Source organism: Flagellimonas ulvae, from assembly GCF_049333175.1.
In the GTDB taxonomy this organism is placed as follows: domain Bacteria; phylum Bacteroidota; class Bacteroidia; order Flavobacteriales; family Flavobacteriaceae; genus Flagellimonas.
This window is the reverse complement of sequence record NZ_CP186325.1, coordinates 725,979-741,801: the sequence shown is the minus strand read 5'-3', so window position 1 is coordinate 741,801 and position 15,823 is coordinate 725,979. Positions and strand designations below refer to the sequence as shown.

Below are 15,823 nucleotides of genomic sequence, written 5' to 3'. Positions count from 1 at the left end.
TTTAGAGCTTTAGAATTCTATCTGTTGAAGAATTATATAAAAAGTTATACTTTAAAGAACCGCCTAGATATTGTTGATTATCACGTATTTGCGAATAGTAATTTATCTTATTATTTAATACTTCCCTACCTTTTTTTGTTAATTTAATTGGATCAAAAGAGCTGATTAGAGGGCGCAAGGATGTAATAATACGGTTGTATTGGGTATCGCCAAACCCATAGTGTCCTTGGCTGCTTAGGAGTGCTCTGAGCAGGTCATCTTTGGATTCGAGAGTTTCATTTTCTATAGTGGCCAATACTTTGTTCTCCAATAAATTAAGCCCGTTTTTTATAGTTGGGTATCTTTTCAGATGGGCTTTTAAAGCTTCTGAAAGATATTTGAACTGAAAAGGATTATGGGTAATTACATTTTCAAGTCGCATGGGATTGTCGCTACAATATAACTGCCAAACATAATCCGCAAATTCTATATCATCTTGAGTAAGATTGATTCGGTTCTGGTATAGGGATAAAAGCTTTTCATCGTCGAGCTCATTGAGCGCATACATTTTGTCACTTTCATCTTCTTTGCCACTGCACACCAAAGAGATTTCAGCATGTCTTCTATGTGTTTTTAGCCAACTAATGACTGCTAACATATTGATTTGGCAAAACAAATCGTATTCAAACCACAAAACTATTTGGTCCTGTTGTTTGTGGTTACATAGCGAACGATATTCCTTGAGAGTCTTTTCTACAAACCACGATTTAGATACTCGGTAGTTCTTGTTTAAAAACTCAAATCTGGTTTTCCAAAAGGATTCGCTCCCAACATTGCATAACGTTTTGCCCTCGCAGAGCATTTCACGCCAAGTTATGATGTCTCCCTTGAGGTCAAGTGTTTTTAATCTGGAGGTAAAACTGTCCCCGTTGGTAATGTGCAACAGTGAGTTCATTTTCAGTTTTAGTTTTCGTCGGTTAGAAGTATTAAAAGTAAGATTAAAACGAAAAACTCAAAAACTTTTTCGTAAAACCTTGGTTTTCAATAGCGAATTTTAACAAGTTAAACAGAATAGAGGATTCAAAATGTAAAATTGACAATTAGCCACCGACCCGTTTTACGGAAAACCCATTGGATTTTAGAAACTCCATTATTTTATCCCGGTAATCTCCTTGGATAATAATTGTGTCATTTTTAAAGCTCCCACCAACACTTAACATGGACTTGATATCCTTGGTCAATTTCTTGAAATCTGCATCGGCGCCATTATATCCTTCTATAATAGTAATGGGCTTGCCCTTTCGTTTTTCATACTTACAAATAAGAGGCTCGTCCTGTAGCCAATATGTTGGTTTTACTTGGTCTTTTTCAGGTTCCTCGGGAGTATGGTCTGGGAATAGATTACGAAGTTGGTCTTGTAAACTCATTGATGTGCTGCCTTATTTTTTTACCAACCCTAATTCAATCAATCTTTCATTCAGATACTCACCTGCGGTAGTATCCTCGAAACCTTTCGGATGGTCCTCATCAATACAGTTCGCCAAACAGTTCAAAGGCATTTCACTAACGGGATGCATAAAGAAAGGGATGGAATATCTTGACGTGCCCCATAACTCCTTAGGTGGATTGACCACTTGGTGAATGGTAGATTTAAGCTTATTGTTGGTTAATCTTGAAAGCATGTCCCCAACATTGATCATCAATTGGTCGGGTCGTGCTATGGCATCTACCCATTCGCCTTCATGATTTTGTACTTGAAGACCTTTACCATGCGCACCCATAAGCAACGTGATAAGGTTGATATCGCCATGGGCAGCAGCTCTAACGGCATTTTTGGGTTCTTCTTGTATGGGAGGATAATGGATTGGTCTTAAAATAGAATTTCCATTTTTTATCCATTCATCAAAATAAGTTTCCTCTAAATCTAAGTGAAGGGCCAAAGCTCTCAATACATACTTCGCCGTTTTCTCCAATTTTTGATAGGTTTCTTTACCCACAGAATTGAAATTGGGTAGTTCTTCGACCACAACATTGTCCGGATATTGTTCTTCAAGTTCTGGATTGTCCTCTACATATTGTCCAAAATGCCAAAACTCCTTCAAATCGCCCTCTTTTTTTCCTTTGGCATGCTCCTTTCCAAATGAGGTATATCCTCTTTGTCCTCCAATGCCTTCAATCTCATATTTATCCTTTAAATCTTGGGGTTGATGAAAAAACTCCTTGATTTCGGAATAGAGCTTGTCCACTAGTTCATCTTCCAAAAAATGTCCGCTAAGGGCGACAAAACCTATATTTTCAAAAGCAGCTCCTATTTCTTTGATAAATTTTTCCTTTCTGGAAGAATCTCCAGATACGAAGTCTTGCAGGTCGACACTGGGTATAGCACTCATAACGATATAATTTAGGTACCCTCAAAAATACGGAATTACGATAAAGGTTAAACAGAATTCATGGCAACATAGGGCATTTTAGTACTTTTAGTCTTTGTAAAAAATCCTTTATGCAATACCATACTGACCATCTGGATAAACAGATTTTGATTGACCTATATCTTGGTATGTTGAAACCCAGAATGATAGAAGAAAAAATGCTGATTCTTCTTCGGCAAGGAAAGATTTCCAAGTGGTTTAGTGGAATAGGGCAAGAAGCCATTTCAGTAGGGGTAACCATGGCCTTGAAAAAGGAAGAGTACATTCTACCTATGCATAGAAATTTAGGTGTTTTTACCACTAGGAACATCCCATTGTATAGGCTTTTTGCACAATGGCAGGGAAAACAAAGTGGTTTTACACAAGGTAGAGACCGTAGCTTTCATTTTGGCACTCAGGAATATAGAATTGTGGGAATGATATCCCATTTAGGTCCCCAACTTGGTGTTGCAGATGGAATTGCTTTGGCTGACATGATTCGACGCAAGAAAAGGGTAACTGCTGTTTTTACGGGAGAAGGTGCAACCAGTGAAGGTGATTTTCACGAAGCTTTGAATGTTGCATCTGTATGGAATCTTCCGGTGCTGTTTTGTATTGAAAATAACGGATACGGGTTATCTACCCCCACTAATGAGCAATACAATTGTGAGCACCTTGCCGATAGAGCGAAAGGTTATGGTATAGAATCCAGAATAATTGACGGAAACAATATCACAGAAGTATTTACCAAGGTAGATGAGTTGTGTAAATCCTTACGAAAAAGACCAAGACCTGTGTTGCTGGAGTTCAAGACCTTTCGTATGCGAGGCCATGAAGAAGCTAGCGGAACCAAATACGTTCCTGATAAGTTGATGAAAAAATGGGCCGAGAAAGACCCTATTTCCAATTTTGAAGACTACTTAAAAGAGCAAGAACTATTGTCGGATAAGAGTATTGAAGAGTATAAGGCATCGATTACGAACGAAATAGATACCCATTTAAAAAAGGCCTTTGAAGAACCAGAGGTATCTACAGATACAGCAAAGGAAACAAATGAGGTTTACTATAGTTTTGAATACGAGCATTCTGAACCAGGTTTGGAGACCAAAAACATTCGTTTTGTGGATGCAGTGTCCGAAGGCCTGGAACAATCCATGGATAAATACAATGAGCTTATCATAATGGGGCAAGATATCGCTGAATATGGAGGCGTATTCAAAATAACTGAGGGATTCACGGGGAAATTTGGGAAAAGTCGTGTGCGAAATACGCCTATTTGTGAATCGGCAATCGTATCTGCAGCAATGGGGCTTTCCATTAATGGCATGAAGGCCGTAATGGAGATGCAATTTGCGGATTTTGTGAGCTCCGGATTCAATCCCATTGTTAATTATCTAGCTAAAGTGCACTATCGATGGAACGAAAAGGCAGATGTGGTCATCCGAATGCCTTGCGGAGGTGGGGTAGGGGCCGGACCCTTTCATTCGCAAACCAACGAAGCGTGGTTTACTAAAGTTCCTGGCCTTAAAGTGGTGTATCCTGCCTTTCCATCTGATGCCAAAGGGCTGTTGGCTACGGCTATCAATGACCCCAATCCTGTACTTTTTTTTGAGCACAAAGGGCTGTACCGAAGTATTTATCAAGATGTTCCAGCTGATTATTATACGTTGCCATTTGGTGAAGCGTCACTAGTAAAGGAAGGTGGAGAATTGACTGTGGTTTCTTATGGTGCTGGAATCCATTGGGCATTGGAAATACTAAAAAAATACCCAGACATTGAAGCGGATGTGTTAGATTTGCGTACACTTCAACCTCTGGATTTTGAGTCCATTTTCACCTCAGTAAAAAAGACTGGTAAGCTTATCATATTGCAAGAAGATACCCTTTTCGGCGGTGTAGCCAGCGATATATCGGCAACCGTAATGGAGAATTGCTTTGAGTTCTTGGATGCACCTATCAAAAGGGTGGCCAGTTTGGATACGCCGGTTCCTTTTGCGAAGAATCTAGAAGAGAACTTTTTGCCCAAACAACGGTTTGCGAATGCTTTATTAGAACTTTATGATTATTAAGAGAAAATACTTAACAAATTTTTAACAATACAAACCGCAAATTTGTGTGTCCTAAACGTATATCAACAATAAAACTTCTAATCTTATGGCAAAAAAAACTTTTTTAGTAGCAACAATATTCGGTCTGTTGCTAATGTCCTGTTCGGTCTCAAAAAGTGCTCGAACCCAACGTAACTTATTCAGTGGCAGCTGGACTCTGGACGATATCTCATATGAAAATAACACGGGTAATTTCAAATCTACAATCTTTAATGATGCAGAAGATATATGCTTTGAGGGAAGTGACTGGTTCTTTAGGGATAACAACAGTACGGGTAGATACACCATTTCCCAAAGTTCACTTTGTCAGGGTGGAGACCGTTTTTTCAGATGGTCGGTAGTTGAACCAACACAGAACTATAGCAGTCAGTTGCAGTTCAAGTTCATTGATGAAAAAAGAAAAGATGTTTCAGGTGGATTTGGGTATCGCTTGAATATCAGCAGCCTTACTGAGCAATCTATGACACTAAGATCAAATGTTTCAGTGGACGGGCAACCCGTTACCATAGTTTATCAATTTTCCAAAAAACAATAATTCATGAAAAATATAGTAAAGAAAACTACAGTATATGTATTGACCATCGGGCTACTTCTAAGCTGTGATGCTGTCAAAAATGCAAATAACACTCAAAAAGGAGCCGTTATTGGTGCCTCTGGAGGTGCCGTTATTGGTGGGGTCATAGGAAACAATGTAGGAAAGGGCAATACTGCGCTTGGCGCCATAATTGGAGCTGTTGTTGGCGGTGCAGCAGGAGGATATATTGGGAACCGGATGGATAGACAGGCTGAACGCATTGAAGAAGAAATTCCAGGTGCTGAAGTAAAACGAGTTGGAGAAGGAATCAACGTTACCTTCAATGAAGATGCTGGAGTGTATTTTGACACCAATAGGTCAGATGTAAAAGGGACTTCTGCAGCTACTTTGGACAAATTGGTAGGTATTTTCAAAGAATACCCAAAATCTATAATCTTGGTTGAAGGACATACGGATAGTGCAGGCCCAGAAGACTATAACTTAAATTTATCTAAGCAACGTGCAGAATCTGTAACCAAGTATTTGGTCAGTAAAGGGATTTCCAGTGGAAGGTTTACTACAAAATGGTATGGGGAAGCACAGCCTAAGGCAACCAATGAGACTTCAGAGGGCAAGGCCAAGAACAGAAGAGTGGAGTTGGCTATTATGGCAAGTGAAGAATTGAAAGAAGAGGCATACCAAAGCACCAACTAATAGTAAAGATTTAAAAAGTTTACTTGAATCCCGGCCAATTGGTCGGGATTTTTGTTTGAATGATGTATCTTCAATATGTGAATACGAATGAGGTCGTAATTATTGGAGGGGGATTGGCAGGATTGACCGCGGCAATTGATTTAACCCAGCGAGGAAAACAAGTGCTTGTAATTGAAAAGAATACTTACCCACACCATAAAGTTTGTGGGGAATATGTTTCCAATGAAGTGCGCCCTTATCTTCAACAACTAGGTCTTGATGTTGGAAAATTGACCTCAGTTGATATATCTACCCTGCAACTTGGCACATATACCGGCAAAACAACGCAAGTCACACTTCCTTTAGGGGGATTTGGGGTAAGTAGATATGCCCTTGATGAAAGATTGTATCAATTGGCTATGCAGAGTGGGGCAGAGTTTTTGTTTGATTCTGTTCAAGACGTCAAGTTCAATGAAAACAGGTTTGAACTACGTCTTTCCAAACAAGAAATCATGGCCGATGTGGTGATTGGAGCTTTTGGAAAAAGATCCAATATGGATAAAAGACTCAAGCGTCCCTTTATTTCAAAAAAATCAGCATGGTTGGCGGTCAAATGCCATTACAATGGCTATGATTTTCCCAATCATATGGTGTCGCTGCAGACTTTTCCTGGAGGGTATGGCGGACTATCAAAAACCGAAAAGGGCCATATCAACTTCTGTTATCTGGCGAAATATGAAGACTTTAAATGTTTGGGGAGTCTAAAAGAATTTCAAAGAAAAGTGTTAGCAAAGAATCCAATTCTCGACCATTTTTTTGAGTCAGCAACACCAGTTTTTGAAAAACCGTTGAGCATAGCACAAGTTTCTTTCGATAAAAAGAAACTCATAGAAAATCATGTGCTGATGTGTGGGGATACAGCAGGACTGATTCATCCACTTTGTGGCAATGGAATGGCTATGGCCATACATAGCGCTAAAATGGCCGCTCAATGTGTCGACATGTATTTGGAAAAGGAAGAATTCACGAGAGAAGCTATGGAAAAAGCATATAAAAAAGTATGGACAGAGGAATTTCAAAAAAGATTGAGATTGGGAAGAATGCTACAGAGCCTAATGTTACATACCAATTGGTTTGATTTTATGCTATCAACTGTGGCGAGTTCAGAAAAAATACTAAAAGGCGTTATCTCGGGGACGCATGGGAAACCAATTTTACAATGATGGATTTTTCAATTCGAAGTAGGGTCGATGAATTAATGGATGACCCCAATATGGAGTTGCCAAAGTTACGAGAGGCTTATGAGGACATCAATCGCTGTAATAGCCTTTTGGGCGGTGACGCAATCACCATAGATGGTGTCTGGAAACTCATTCAACAGGAGCGAAAAAAATCGTATACGATTTTAGATATGGGCTGTGGAGACGGTACCATGCTTCGTAAACTTTCCGATTTTCTCAATAAAAAAGGGGTCTCACATAAAATGATGGGCATTGACCTCCGTGATGATGTTTTGTTAATTGCTCGTGAGAGTAGCGAGGCATATCCGCAAATTGAGTTCAAAAAAATGGACATTTTAAAAGCAGATGCTTCCTTCACCTGTGACATTATAATCAATACCTTGACGATGCACCACTTTGATGAGGACCGTATAGACACCTTTTTAAAGCAATTTGTAAGATTGTCCAAGGTGGGTGTTGTAATCAATGATTTGCAGCGTAGCAAGCTATCGTACAACCTATTCAAGATTTTTAGTTTTTTCTTCATTCGTACTAGGGTTGCCCAAGTGGACGGACTGATATCCATAAGCAAGGGGTTTCATAAGGATGACCTCATAAAACTGTCAAAAAAAATACCAAATGTTATTCATACAATTCAATGGAAATGGGCCTTTCGGTATGTATGGATAATACAAATTAACCAACCAAGTAAAACATGAGTCAAGTACGCGTAGTACAGGTAGCTAAGCAATTGCCAAAATATAGTAGGACTACCAAGGAAATACTTCCTTTTGTGGAGTTATGGCTTTCTCAACAAGAGGAGCGCTTTAGAAGAAAGGTTGTAAAGATTTTTGAAGGCTCTGGAGTGGATAAACGCTATGGAATCATGGATATTGCAGAGGTCTTTACAGCCACTTCTTTCCAAGCGAAAAACGATATCTATATACGTGAAGTAAAGCAGCTCGGGGAAGAGGTTTTAAATAAAGCATTGAATGCTGCTGGTTGGCAAGCAGACTCATTGGACTTTATCATCACCGTAAGTTGTACGGGAATTATGATTCCCTCATTGGACGCTTACTTGGCTAATGCATTAGGGTTCAAACAGGATATTGTCCGTTTGCCTGTAACCGAAATGGGCTGTGCGGCTGGGGTCTCAGGATTGATTTATGCAAAACACTTTTTAAAAGCGAATCCAGATAAAAGAGCTGCTGTGGTAGCGGTTGAAAGTCCTACGGCAACTTTTCAGTTAAACGACTTTTCAATGGCCAACATGGTGAGTGCTGCCATTTTTGGTGATGGGGCCGCTTGTGCACTGTTGTCATCGGAAGAAATAATATCAGGACCTGAAATAATTGGAGAGGAAATGTATCATTTTAAGGAAGCTACGCATTTAATGGGCTTTGATTTGACCAACACAGGGCTCAAAATGATTTTGGACCCTGCAGTTCCTGAAATGATTTCTTCGCATTTTCCTAAAATTGTGCATCCGTTTCTCGAAAAAAATGGGACTCAAATTGAAGAGGTGGACTATTTGATATTTCATCCAGGGGGCCGAAAGATTGTAGAGACGGTTGAATCCTTATTTGGGGAATTAGGCAAAAATATTGATGCAACCCGAGAAGTACTTAGAAATTTTGGTAATATGAGTAGCGTAACGGTACTATACGTGTTGGAGCAATTTTTAAGCCAACCTTATGAAAAAGAAAAGCAAGGATTGGTACTCAGCTTTGGGCCAGGTTTCTCGGCGCAACGTGTATTATTGCGTTGGTAATAAATAGTTTTAAGTTGAAAAATTCATCTAAATGGGCTTTGATATTGGGCGGAAGCAGTGGCTTGGGGCTAGCCACGGCCCATAAATTAGCAAAAGAGGGGTATAACCTTTTCATTTTGCATCGCGATAGAAGGTCAGAACTTCAAGAAATAGAAAATGAATTCAATTCAATGCGCTCATACGGAGTTGAATTACACACCTTCAATAAAGATGCTCTGAATCCTGAAAAGACTCAGGAAGTAGTTGCTGCAATGCTGGAATTGCTTAAAGGAGACAAGCTGCATGTTTTGGTGCATAGTATTGCCAAAGGCAATTTGAAACCCTTAAACATTGATGAAGCAGCTTCATTGAACACATCTGATTTTCAACATACCATTCAAGCCATGGGTATCAATCTGTATGAATGGACAAAAACCCTTTTAAGCAACGAATTGTTGGCAGAAGACTCTAGAATTATAGCATTTACCAGTGAGGGAAGTTCAAAAGCTTGGGAAGGGTATGCCGCTGTATCAGCTGCCAAAGCTACTTTAGAGTCCATAGTGCGCAGTATGGCTTTGGAATTCGCTCCCTTTGGCTTAAAGGTCAACTGTATTCAGGCTGGGACAACAAATACCAAGTCCTTTCGAATGATTCCCAACAGTGCCGAATTGAAAGAACAAGCCATAAAGAGAAATCCATTTAAAAGATTGACAATGCCTGAGGACGTTGCCAACGCCGTGTATCTCTTGACTTTGGAAGAAGCCAAATGGATAAACGGGACCATTGTAAAAGTAGATGGCGGGGAGAGCCTACGGTAATACTATTTAAGAATGAAAAAGACTGAAATTCTCAATTTACTGCCTTATTCGCAACCCTTTTTGTTTGTGGATGAATTGTTGGATGTTCATTCTGAAGGCGTAGTGGGACGTTTCATCTTTAAGAAGGAAATGGACTTTTATCAAGGTCACTTTAAAGATGTTCCCCTTACTCCTGGAGTTATTTTAACTGAATGCTGCGCACAGATAGGTCTTGTATGTCTGGGAATCTTCCTTTTGGGAAAGGATATGGATGGTAACCAACTTCAAATAGGGATGTCGAGTTCAGAGATGGAGTTTTACATCCCGGTTTATCCCGGAGAAACAGTACGGGTAGAATCGGAAAAGGTATATTTCCGCTTTGGCAAACTTAAATGTAAGGTGAAACTATACAATCAAAACGGAGAGCTTGCATGTAAAGGCGTTTTGGCCGGAATGCTAAAATCTGAAAGAAATGGAAAATAGGGTGGTGATAACAGGTTTAGGGGTATGTGCTCCAAACGGAATTGGCCTTGAAAATTTTGGAAAAGCCTTAGCAGATGGTAAAAGTGGCATCCATTTTCATCAAGATTTGAAGGAACTAAATTTTTCGTGTCAAATAGCTGGAAAACCGAATATTGAATCAATTGATTTAAACAAATACTTTACTAATGTCCAGTTAAGAGGATTGGAAGCATCTGGGTTGATTTATGGAGTCATTTCTGGAAAAGATGCCTGGGAGGACGCTGGTCTTAATACGGCCGGTGAGGATGAACCCAATTGGGAAAACGGGGTGGTATTTGGGACGGGTATGTTGGGAGTGGACCGTTTTAGAAATGCTATCTATGCGGTTGATGAAGGAAACGTAAGACGTTCGGGAAGCACTACGGTGATTCAGACCATGGCTAGTGGCATAAGTGCTTTTTTGGGTGGTATGCTGGGCTTTGGAAACCAAGTGACTACCAACTCCTCTGCTTGTTCTACAGGTACTGAAGCGCTTTTAATGGGATATGACCGTATTAAATCCGGTAAAGCGAAGCGAATGCTGGTGGGGAGTTGCAGTGATAGCGGTCCATACATTTGGGGCGGTTTTGATGCCATGCGAATTTTACCAAGAAACTATAACGACAATCCTGAATCGGCTAGTAGGCCAATGAGCGCCTCGGCGTCTGGTTTTGTGCCTGGAAGTGGGGCTGGAGCCTTGGTTTTGGAATCATTGGAAAGTGCCTTGGAGCGAGATGCCCATATTTATGCCGAAGTTCTGGGGGGTGCAGTAAACAGTGGTGGCCATAGAGGAGGGGGCAGCATGACAGCTCCCAATAGCACAGCTGTTCAGCATTGTATTCAACAAGCTATCCGAAATGCAGATGTTTCTGAAGAGGATATAGATGTAATCAACGGGCATTTAACAGCAACCACCAAAGACCCAGTAGAGATTGAGAACTGGAGCGCGGCCTTAAATCGAAAAGGAAAAGATTTTCCCTATATCAACTCATTCAAGGGTATGTTTGGGCATTGCTTGGCTGCTGCAGGAAGTATTGAATGCGTTGGAACAGTCCTTCAAATCCATCAACAACAAATCTTTGGAAATGTAAATTGTAATGATCTGCATCCGGAGATATTAAAAACTATCGATAAATCTAGAATACCCCAAAAGACTTTTGGACATAGGCCAAAAATAATCGCCAAAGCCAGTTTTGGTTTTGGTGATGTAAATGCCTGTGTTATTTTTAAGCAGTATTTGAAAAACTAAAAATGTCAGAAAAAGAAAAGAGGTACGAAGAACTTAAAAGCATTGTGGCGAACTATCTGCCGGACGACGTCTCTGCAGAAAGCATTTCATTGGAAAGCCATTTTATCAATGAATTGAATATAAATTCTGCAAACCTTGTGGATATTGTTTTGGATGTAGAGGATGCTTTTGACATCATGTTGGAAAATGAGGATATGGATCAAATGGAAACCGTGCAGGATGCCCTCAGGATTGTGGACTCAAAAATTGAATCAAAGCCCTAAAAACAAAATGAAGGAATTTGTACAGTACGTATTGCAAAAAGTGAATGTGGATAAGCGATTATTGCTTATCTATTGTACGGTATATTTTTTATGGGGCCTTGGGATGAATTGGTTTGGGGCTCAGGTGGAAATTGCAAAATTCACCTATTGGTGGCAAGTGATCACCTGCTACATTTTATATATGGTGCCAATTTCTTTGGTTTTGAGGGGTCTTCCCTTCCATGCACAATACGCTTATGGTTTGATTGCTATGGGTTTATTGGAGTTTGGGGGATATGCCTTGCAGACCTCCTATGCATATCCAAACAATCTATTGGATCAATTCTTTAACATTAGAAATTTTAGTTTAGGTATGGCTCTGTTCTTTGCTCTATATTTTCCGCTCGGAAATTGGGGTGTGGGAAGAATATATGTCATGATTTTCGGAAAGGAGCATCCTTAATTAAGAACCAGTTTCAAAGACCATTTTTACCTTCACAAGATTATCCTCTCGCCTTTTCTTTATCTTGATTCCATAATCAATAGAATATAGAGAGGTGGTGCCTACGAGTTGTTGTCCATTTTTTGTGAAAGTTATGGTAATCTCTTTTTCAACGCCTTTAATATTGAGATTGCCGGTTACTAAAAGTTTAGTATTCTCGTTTCGTATTCGTTTGCTCTCAAAGGTGATTTTAGGATAATCATCTACATTAAAATACTTACCGCTTCTCAGGGACCAATTACGCAGACCATTATTGGTATCCAGTGTTTTGGACTGCACGGCTCCTTTAAAATAGGAATTCTCCAAATTCTGCCAATCGATTTTGGATTGGGACTCAAAGCCTTCAATAGTACCTTTGACTTCTTTTGAAACGAATTCAAATGTAATTTTTGCAGAAGTTATCTTGCCCGTGCTTTGCCCATGTAGGTTTGTTTTGAAAAAGACAAGTGCAATAAGTACTAAAGAGGTGAGCATTTTCATAGCGTAATCTTTTTGCTAAATGTACATATTCATGTCGAAAGTGAAAAGCGAGAACGTTTATCCTTCTTTTACTTTTGTTTAACACTTTAAATGGCTGAAAATAGTTCTCTTAGGCAGTTAAGACTTGTTTATTTTTCTGTGACCTTGGCGTTAAGCGCTGCCTAGCTTTATCAAAAAATAAATTATAAAACATTGAAATTCATATAAATGGAATATGAAGGCCCTATTTTTGTCGTAGTGTTAAAAATCAGAAAATGAAGTTAATTTTGAGTAAAAATGTAGGATTATTTGTATTTTAAGGGTAGCGATTGCAAAACACTAATAAGTAAACAAAACCATGAATGATTCAACAACTAGTAGTGTAATCCCTAGCCAAGAATTGCTTGTTCGTTTGGAAAGAAATAACATGGCAATGCTTAGATTATCCCGAAAATTGAGCTCCTATACCTGCGAACCCAATAACAGGTCTTGTTTTGAGAAATTATACGAGTTGCGACAAGATTTTAAAAGTTTTGCGAACCGACATAACCAAATAATGGGACTTCTAAAGGGGAGTAAAGCCATAGGAAGGAACTTGGATTCGGAAGTTAAGAAACATCTTCGCAGCTTTAAAAAATTAGAAAGCGATATGGCTGCTTATCTTTTGGACACTAACAAATACTATTGATTTACAGGTAATTCCTATTTTTCTTTATATCGAATGAATTAATATTTCAGATTATTCTGAAATCCACAGTATTATTGTATACCAAAGTAATACTGTCTCATGGGTAAGTCCAGGAACACGACACTTATCATTCTTGCCTTTTTTGCAATCTATGTAATATGGGGTTCCACGTATTTGCTCAATAAAATTGCTGTTCTGGAACTTCCTCCTTTTATGTTGGCTTCATTTCGGTTTACGACAGCCGGCATTCTTATTTTTCTTCTGGCCAAACTAATGGGCATTGAAATAAGAATCAGTCGAAAACAGTTGTGGAATACCATTTTTGCTGGATTTCTTTTTTTAAGTTTTGGGAACGGTATGGTTGTATGGGCACTTCGTTATGTAGATACAGGTTTTGCAGCACTGGAGATTTCTTCTCAACCTCTTATTATTTTACTAATGATGTGGATTTTAGAAGGTAAAAAAATCAAGCCTATGTCCATGATCGGGGTCTTTTTTGGAATAATCGGAATATACTTGCTGGTCAGTCAAAAACAGATAATCTCCAAGGAAAATTCCATTTTGGGAATGATAATGATTTTTGCCTGTATGCTAAGCTGGGCTTACGGGAGCATTTTTGTTGCCAAAGCGGATTTGCCTAAAAACTATTTTGTAAATACCGGATACCAAATGTTTACCGGAGGAATAATTTTGGCTTTAATGAGTGTTGGCTTTGGTGAACAATGGACAAATCCTATAGCTTGGAGTTTTAATGTTCAACTGGTTATGGTGCTTTTGGTCATTTTTGGGAGTATACTGGCCTTTACTTCGTTCAATTATCTATTGAAAGTTGTTTCGCCAGAAAAGGTAGCTACATCTACCTATGTCAATCCCATAGTGGCCATGTTACTGGGCTGGTATTTTTTAAAGGAAGAAATTACAAACCAGTCCATTGTGGCTGCGATAGTTTTATTGACAGGTGTCTATTTTATTAATACAAAAAAGACCCTGGCGATTTTTGAGCGATTCAAAAAATAGCTTTTTTTGATTTTGTGACATGTTTCAATTGACCATGTACGATTCAACACAAAAAAGGGCCAATTCACTACATTTCATTTTTTACTTAGTTCGTTTTAAGACACTTTTGTCCTATCAATCAAAAACATCAATCACAATTCAATCATCAATCAAAAAACGAACAGTTATGAAACAACTTACAAAAATCCTTGCCGTATTATTTGCCAAACTTATTTTACTTTTTCTTCTGTTTGGCAGTAATTCCATTACCGCCCAACAAAAGAGTACATCTGTAAGAATCAGCAATAAAGGGAAAACCTCTATTTCTGTAAGCAACCCATTTGGAAAGAACTTTAGTGTGGAATATGAGGGTGAAATTAAACTCTCTGAAGACGATAAAGATATAGCGTACATTTCTCCAGGAGGGTATATGGAAATCAAGCGCTCGGCTTTTGGAAGTAGAAGACGCATTTTCATAGAACCAGATGACTCTGGAAGACTTATCAAAAAATACTATGTTGGAAGCTCTCAGAAAAGCTTTGAAGGTGAAGGGGAGAAATGGCTTGCGGAAATCCTATTGGATGTGGTTCGTACCACAACTTTGGGCTCGCAACAACGGGTGGATAGGATTTACAAAAAACGCGGGGCATATGGCGTTCTTAAGGAGGTGGGGTATATGGATAGTAACCACGTTAAATCTCGTTACTTAAAACTACTTCTAAAGAAAAACCTAAAGAATCCTGACATAGCTCTAGTGCTTAAAGCTATTGAGAATGATGTGGACTCGGATTACCATAGGGCGGATATCCTGAAGAGCAATACATCACGGTTTCTATCAACTGAAGCAAACATCTCTGCTTATATAAATGCAGCATCCCAAATTGATTCTGACCACCATAAGGCGGAAGTTCTTAAGCAATCCATCAAGGAACGGGATTTAACGGAGAATCAAATGAAATCTATGTTGGTTGTGGCAAAAGACATTGATTCGGACCATCATAAATCCAGCGTATTGTTAACTGCGCTCAAAAGCAATTCCCTGAACGATAGTAACATTAAACTTTTGGCCTCTACTTCAAAAAGTATAGACTCCGACCACCATAGAGCCAATGTATTGAAAACTGCAATCAATAACAGCAATTTACCATCAAGTGGGCAGCACACCTTTCTGAATGCTTTGGAGGGCATGAGTTCGGATTATCATATTGACGATGTTTTGTCAAAAATGGTGAATAAAGGAAGTTTAGAGTCGTCTGCTATTTCCCATGTTATTAAATGTGTGGGATATATGGATTCAGATAGCCATCAAGCCAATGTTTTGAAGAAGTTGGTGCAAAAACAACAGCTTTCCGATTCAAATACCGAAGACTTTGTTTCTGCTCTAGGCAGAGTTAGCTCTGATAGCCATACCGCCGATGTGCTTAGATATGCCTCTAAATTGAACCTTAATGACAAACAACTTATGGCAATGTTTGAAGCCATCAGAAGAATTGATTCAGATCATCACAAAGCCGATTCTTTGGTCCGATTTGCAGATCAAGTCAGTCAAAGTGGGACAAGTATTCAGGAGGCCTATCTTAATACGTGTCGTTCCATAAACTCTGATTCCCACTATAGAAGAGCTTTAGATGCCATTCAATAATATGGGTACTCACCAAGCTGCCGTTTTGATATAATTCAAATATGAGTATTTTGGTGGTATGAGGCCACTGGATTC

18 protein-coding genes are annotated in these 15,823 nt (G+C 39.1%); 14 read left to right on the top strand and 4 right to left on the bottom strand.

The window, feature by feature from the left end; genetic code table 11:
• Nucleotide 1 precedes the first annotated feature (1 nt).
• From ACOKFD_RS03440 to ACOKFD_RS03430, 3 genes are all read right to left on the bottom strand, one after another.
• Entirely contained in the window at nucleotides 2–934 is a 933-nt protein-coding gene (locus tag ACOKFD_RS03440) for a DUF1835 domain-containing protein (RefSeq protein ID WP_298998877.1), read from the bottom strand.
• Nucleotides 935–1,079: 145 nt separating this feature from the next.
• Nucleotides 1,080–1,406 (bottom strand): translation initiation factor, encoded by a 327-nt coding sequence (locus tag ACOKFD_RS03435; protein ID WP_422859976.1) that lies wholly within the window; start codon nucleotides 1,404–1,406, stop codon nucleotides 1,080–1,082.
• A gap of 12 nt (nucleotides 1,407–1,418) precedes the next feature.
• The gene (locus ACOKFD_RS03430) at nucleotides 1,419–2,369 is read right to left on the bottom strand and encodes an isopenicillin N synthase family dioxygenase (protein WP_422859975.1); all 951 of its coding nucleotides are present in this window, start codon (nucleotides 2,367–2,369) and stop codon (nucleotides 1,419–1,421) included.
• 110 nt (nucleotides 2,370–2,479) lie between these two features.
• Between ACOKFD_RS03430 and ACOKFD_RS03425 the strand changes: the two genes are divergently transcribed.
• From ACOKFD_RS03425 to ACOKFD_RS03375, 11 genes are all read left to right on the top strand, one after another.
• Nucleotides 2,480–4,456: an alpha-ketoacid dehydrogenase subunit alpha/beta gene (locus ACOKFD_RS03425; RefSeq protein WP_422859974.1), complete on the top strand. Its 1,977-nt coding sequence runs from the start codon at nucleotides 2,480–2,482 to the stop codon at nucleotides 4,454–4,456.
• Between the two features lie 85 nt (nucleotides 4,457–4,541).
• On the top strand, nucleotides 4,542–5,030 hold the full coding sequence (locus ACOKFD_RS03420) for a lipocalin family protein (RefSeq protein ID WP_422859973.1): 489 nt from the start codon (nucleotides 4,542–4,544) through the stop codon (nucleotides 5,028–5,030).
• A 3-nt stretch (nucleotides 5,031–5,033) separates the two neighbouring features.
• Nucleotides 5,034–5,723, top strand: a complete 690-nt coding sequence (locus ACOKFD_RS03415) for an OmpA family protein (protein WP_422859972.1) — start codon at nucleotides 5,034–5,036, stop codon at nucleotides 5,721–5,723.
• A gap of 59 nt (nucleotides 5,724–5,782) precedes the next feature.
• Entirely contained in the window at nucleotides 5,783–6,925 is a 1,143-nt protein-coding gene (locus ACOKFD_RS03410) for an NAD(P)/FAD-dependent oxidoreductase (protein WP_422859971.1), read from the top strand.
• Entirely contained in the window at nucleotides 6,922–7,641 is a 720-nt protein-coding gene (locus ACOKFD_RS03405) for a methyltransferase domain-containing protein (protein ID WP_422859970.1), read from the top strand. Before ACOKFD_RS03410 ends, ACOKFD_RS03405 begins: the two co-directional genes overlap by 4 nt.
• Complete coding sequence (locus ACOKFD_RS03400; protein WP_422859969.1) at nucleotides 7,638–8,693, top strand: type III polyketide synthase; 1,056 nt, start codon at nucleotides 7,638–7,640, stop codon at nucleotides 8,691–8,693. The genes ACOKFD_RS03405 and ACOKFD_RS03400 overlap by 4 nt, the downstream gene beginning before the upstream one ends.
• Before the next feature lie 14 nt (nucleotides 8,694–8,707).
• On the top strand, nucleotides 8,708–9,490 hold the full coding sequence (locus tag ACOKFD_RS03395; protein WP_422859968.1) for an SDR family oxidoreductase: 783 nt from the start codon (nucleotides 8,708–8,710) through the stop codon (nucleotides 9,488–9,490).
• A gap of 12 nt (nucleotides 9,491–9,502) precedes the next feature.
• Nucleotides 9,503–9,952, top strand: a complete 450-nt coding sequence (locus ACOKFD_RS03390) for a 3-hydroxyacyl-ACP dehydratase FabZ family protein (RefSeq protein ID WP_422859967.1) — start codon at nucleotides 9,503–9,505, stop codon at nucleotides 9,950–9,952.
• A complete protein-coding gene (locus ACOKFD_RS03385; protein ID WP_422859966.1) occupies nucleotides 9,942–11,219 on the top strand; it encodes a beta-ketoacyl-[acyl-carrier-protein] synthase family protein in 1,278 nt (425 codons plus the stop codon). The genes ACOKFD_RS03390 and ACOKFD_RS03385 overlap by 11 nt, the downstream gene beginning before the upstream one ends.
• 2 nt (nucleotides 11,220–11,221) lie before the next feature.
• Nucleotides 11,222–11,482, top strand: a complete 261-nt coding sequence (locus tag ACOKFD_RS03380; protein ID WP_298998863.1) for a phosphopantetheine-binding protein — start codon at nucleotides 11,222–11,224, stop codon at nucleotides 11,480–11,482.
• A 7-nt stretch (nucleotides 11,483–11,489) separates the two neighbouring features.
• Complete coding sequence (locus ACOKFD_RS03375) at nucleotides 11,490–11,924, top strand: hypothetical protein (protein ID WP_422859965.1); 435 nt, start codon at nucleotides 11,490–11,492, stop codon at nucleotides 11,922–11,924.
• Here ACOKFD_RS03375 and ACOKFD_RS03370 read toward each other — a convergent pair whose 3' ends face one another.
• Entirely contained in the window at nucleotides 11,925–12,443 is a 519-nt protein-coding gene (locus ACOKFD_RS03370; protein WP_422859964.1) for a YceI family protein, read from the bottom strand. It lies immediately after the preceding gene.
• A gap of 337 nt (nucleotides 12,444–12,780) precedes the next feature.
• Here ACOKFD_RS03370 and ACOKFD_RS03365 point away from each other — a divergent pair, with 337 nt between their 5' ends.
• The 3 genes from ACOKFD_RS03365 (at nucleotide 12,781) to ACOKFD_RS03355 (ending at nucleotide 15,748) form a co-directional block, all read left to right on the top strand.
• A complete protein-coding gene (locus ACOKFD_RS03365; protein ID WP_298998860.1) occupies nucleotides 12,781–13,110 on the top strand; it encodes a hypothetical protein in 330 nt (109 codons plus the stop codon).
• A gap of 99 nt (nucleotides 13,111–13,209) precedes the next feature.
• Nucleotides 13,210–14,127 (top strand): EamA family transporter, encoded by a 918-nt coding sequence (locus ACOKFD_RS03360; RefSeq protein ID WP_422859963.1) that lies wholly within the window; start codon nucleotides 13,210–13,212, stop codon nucleotides 14,125–14,127.
• Between the two features lie 166 nt (nucleotides 14,128–14,293).
• Entirely contained in the window at nucleotides 14,294–15,748 is a 1,455-nt protein-coding gene (locus ACOKFD_RS03355; RefSeq protein WP_422859962.1) for a hypothetical protein, read from the top strand.
• Nucleotides 15,749–15,823: the final 75 nt, after the last annotated feature.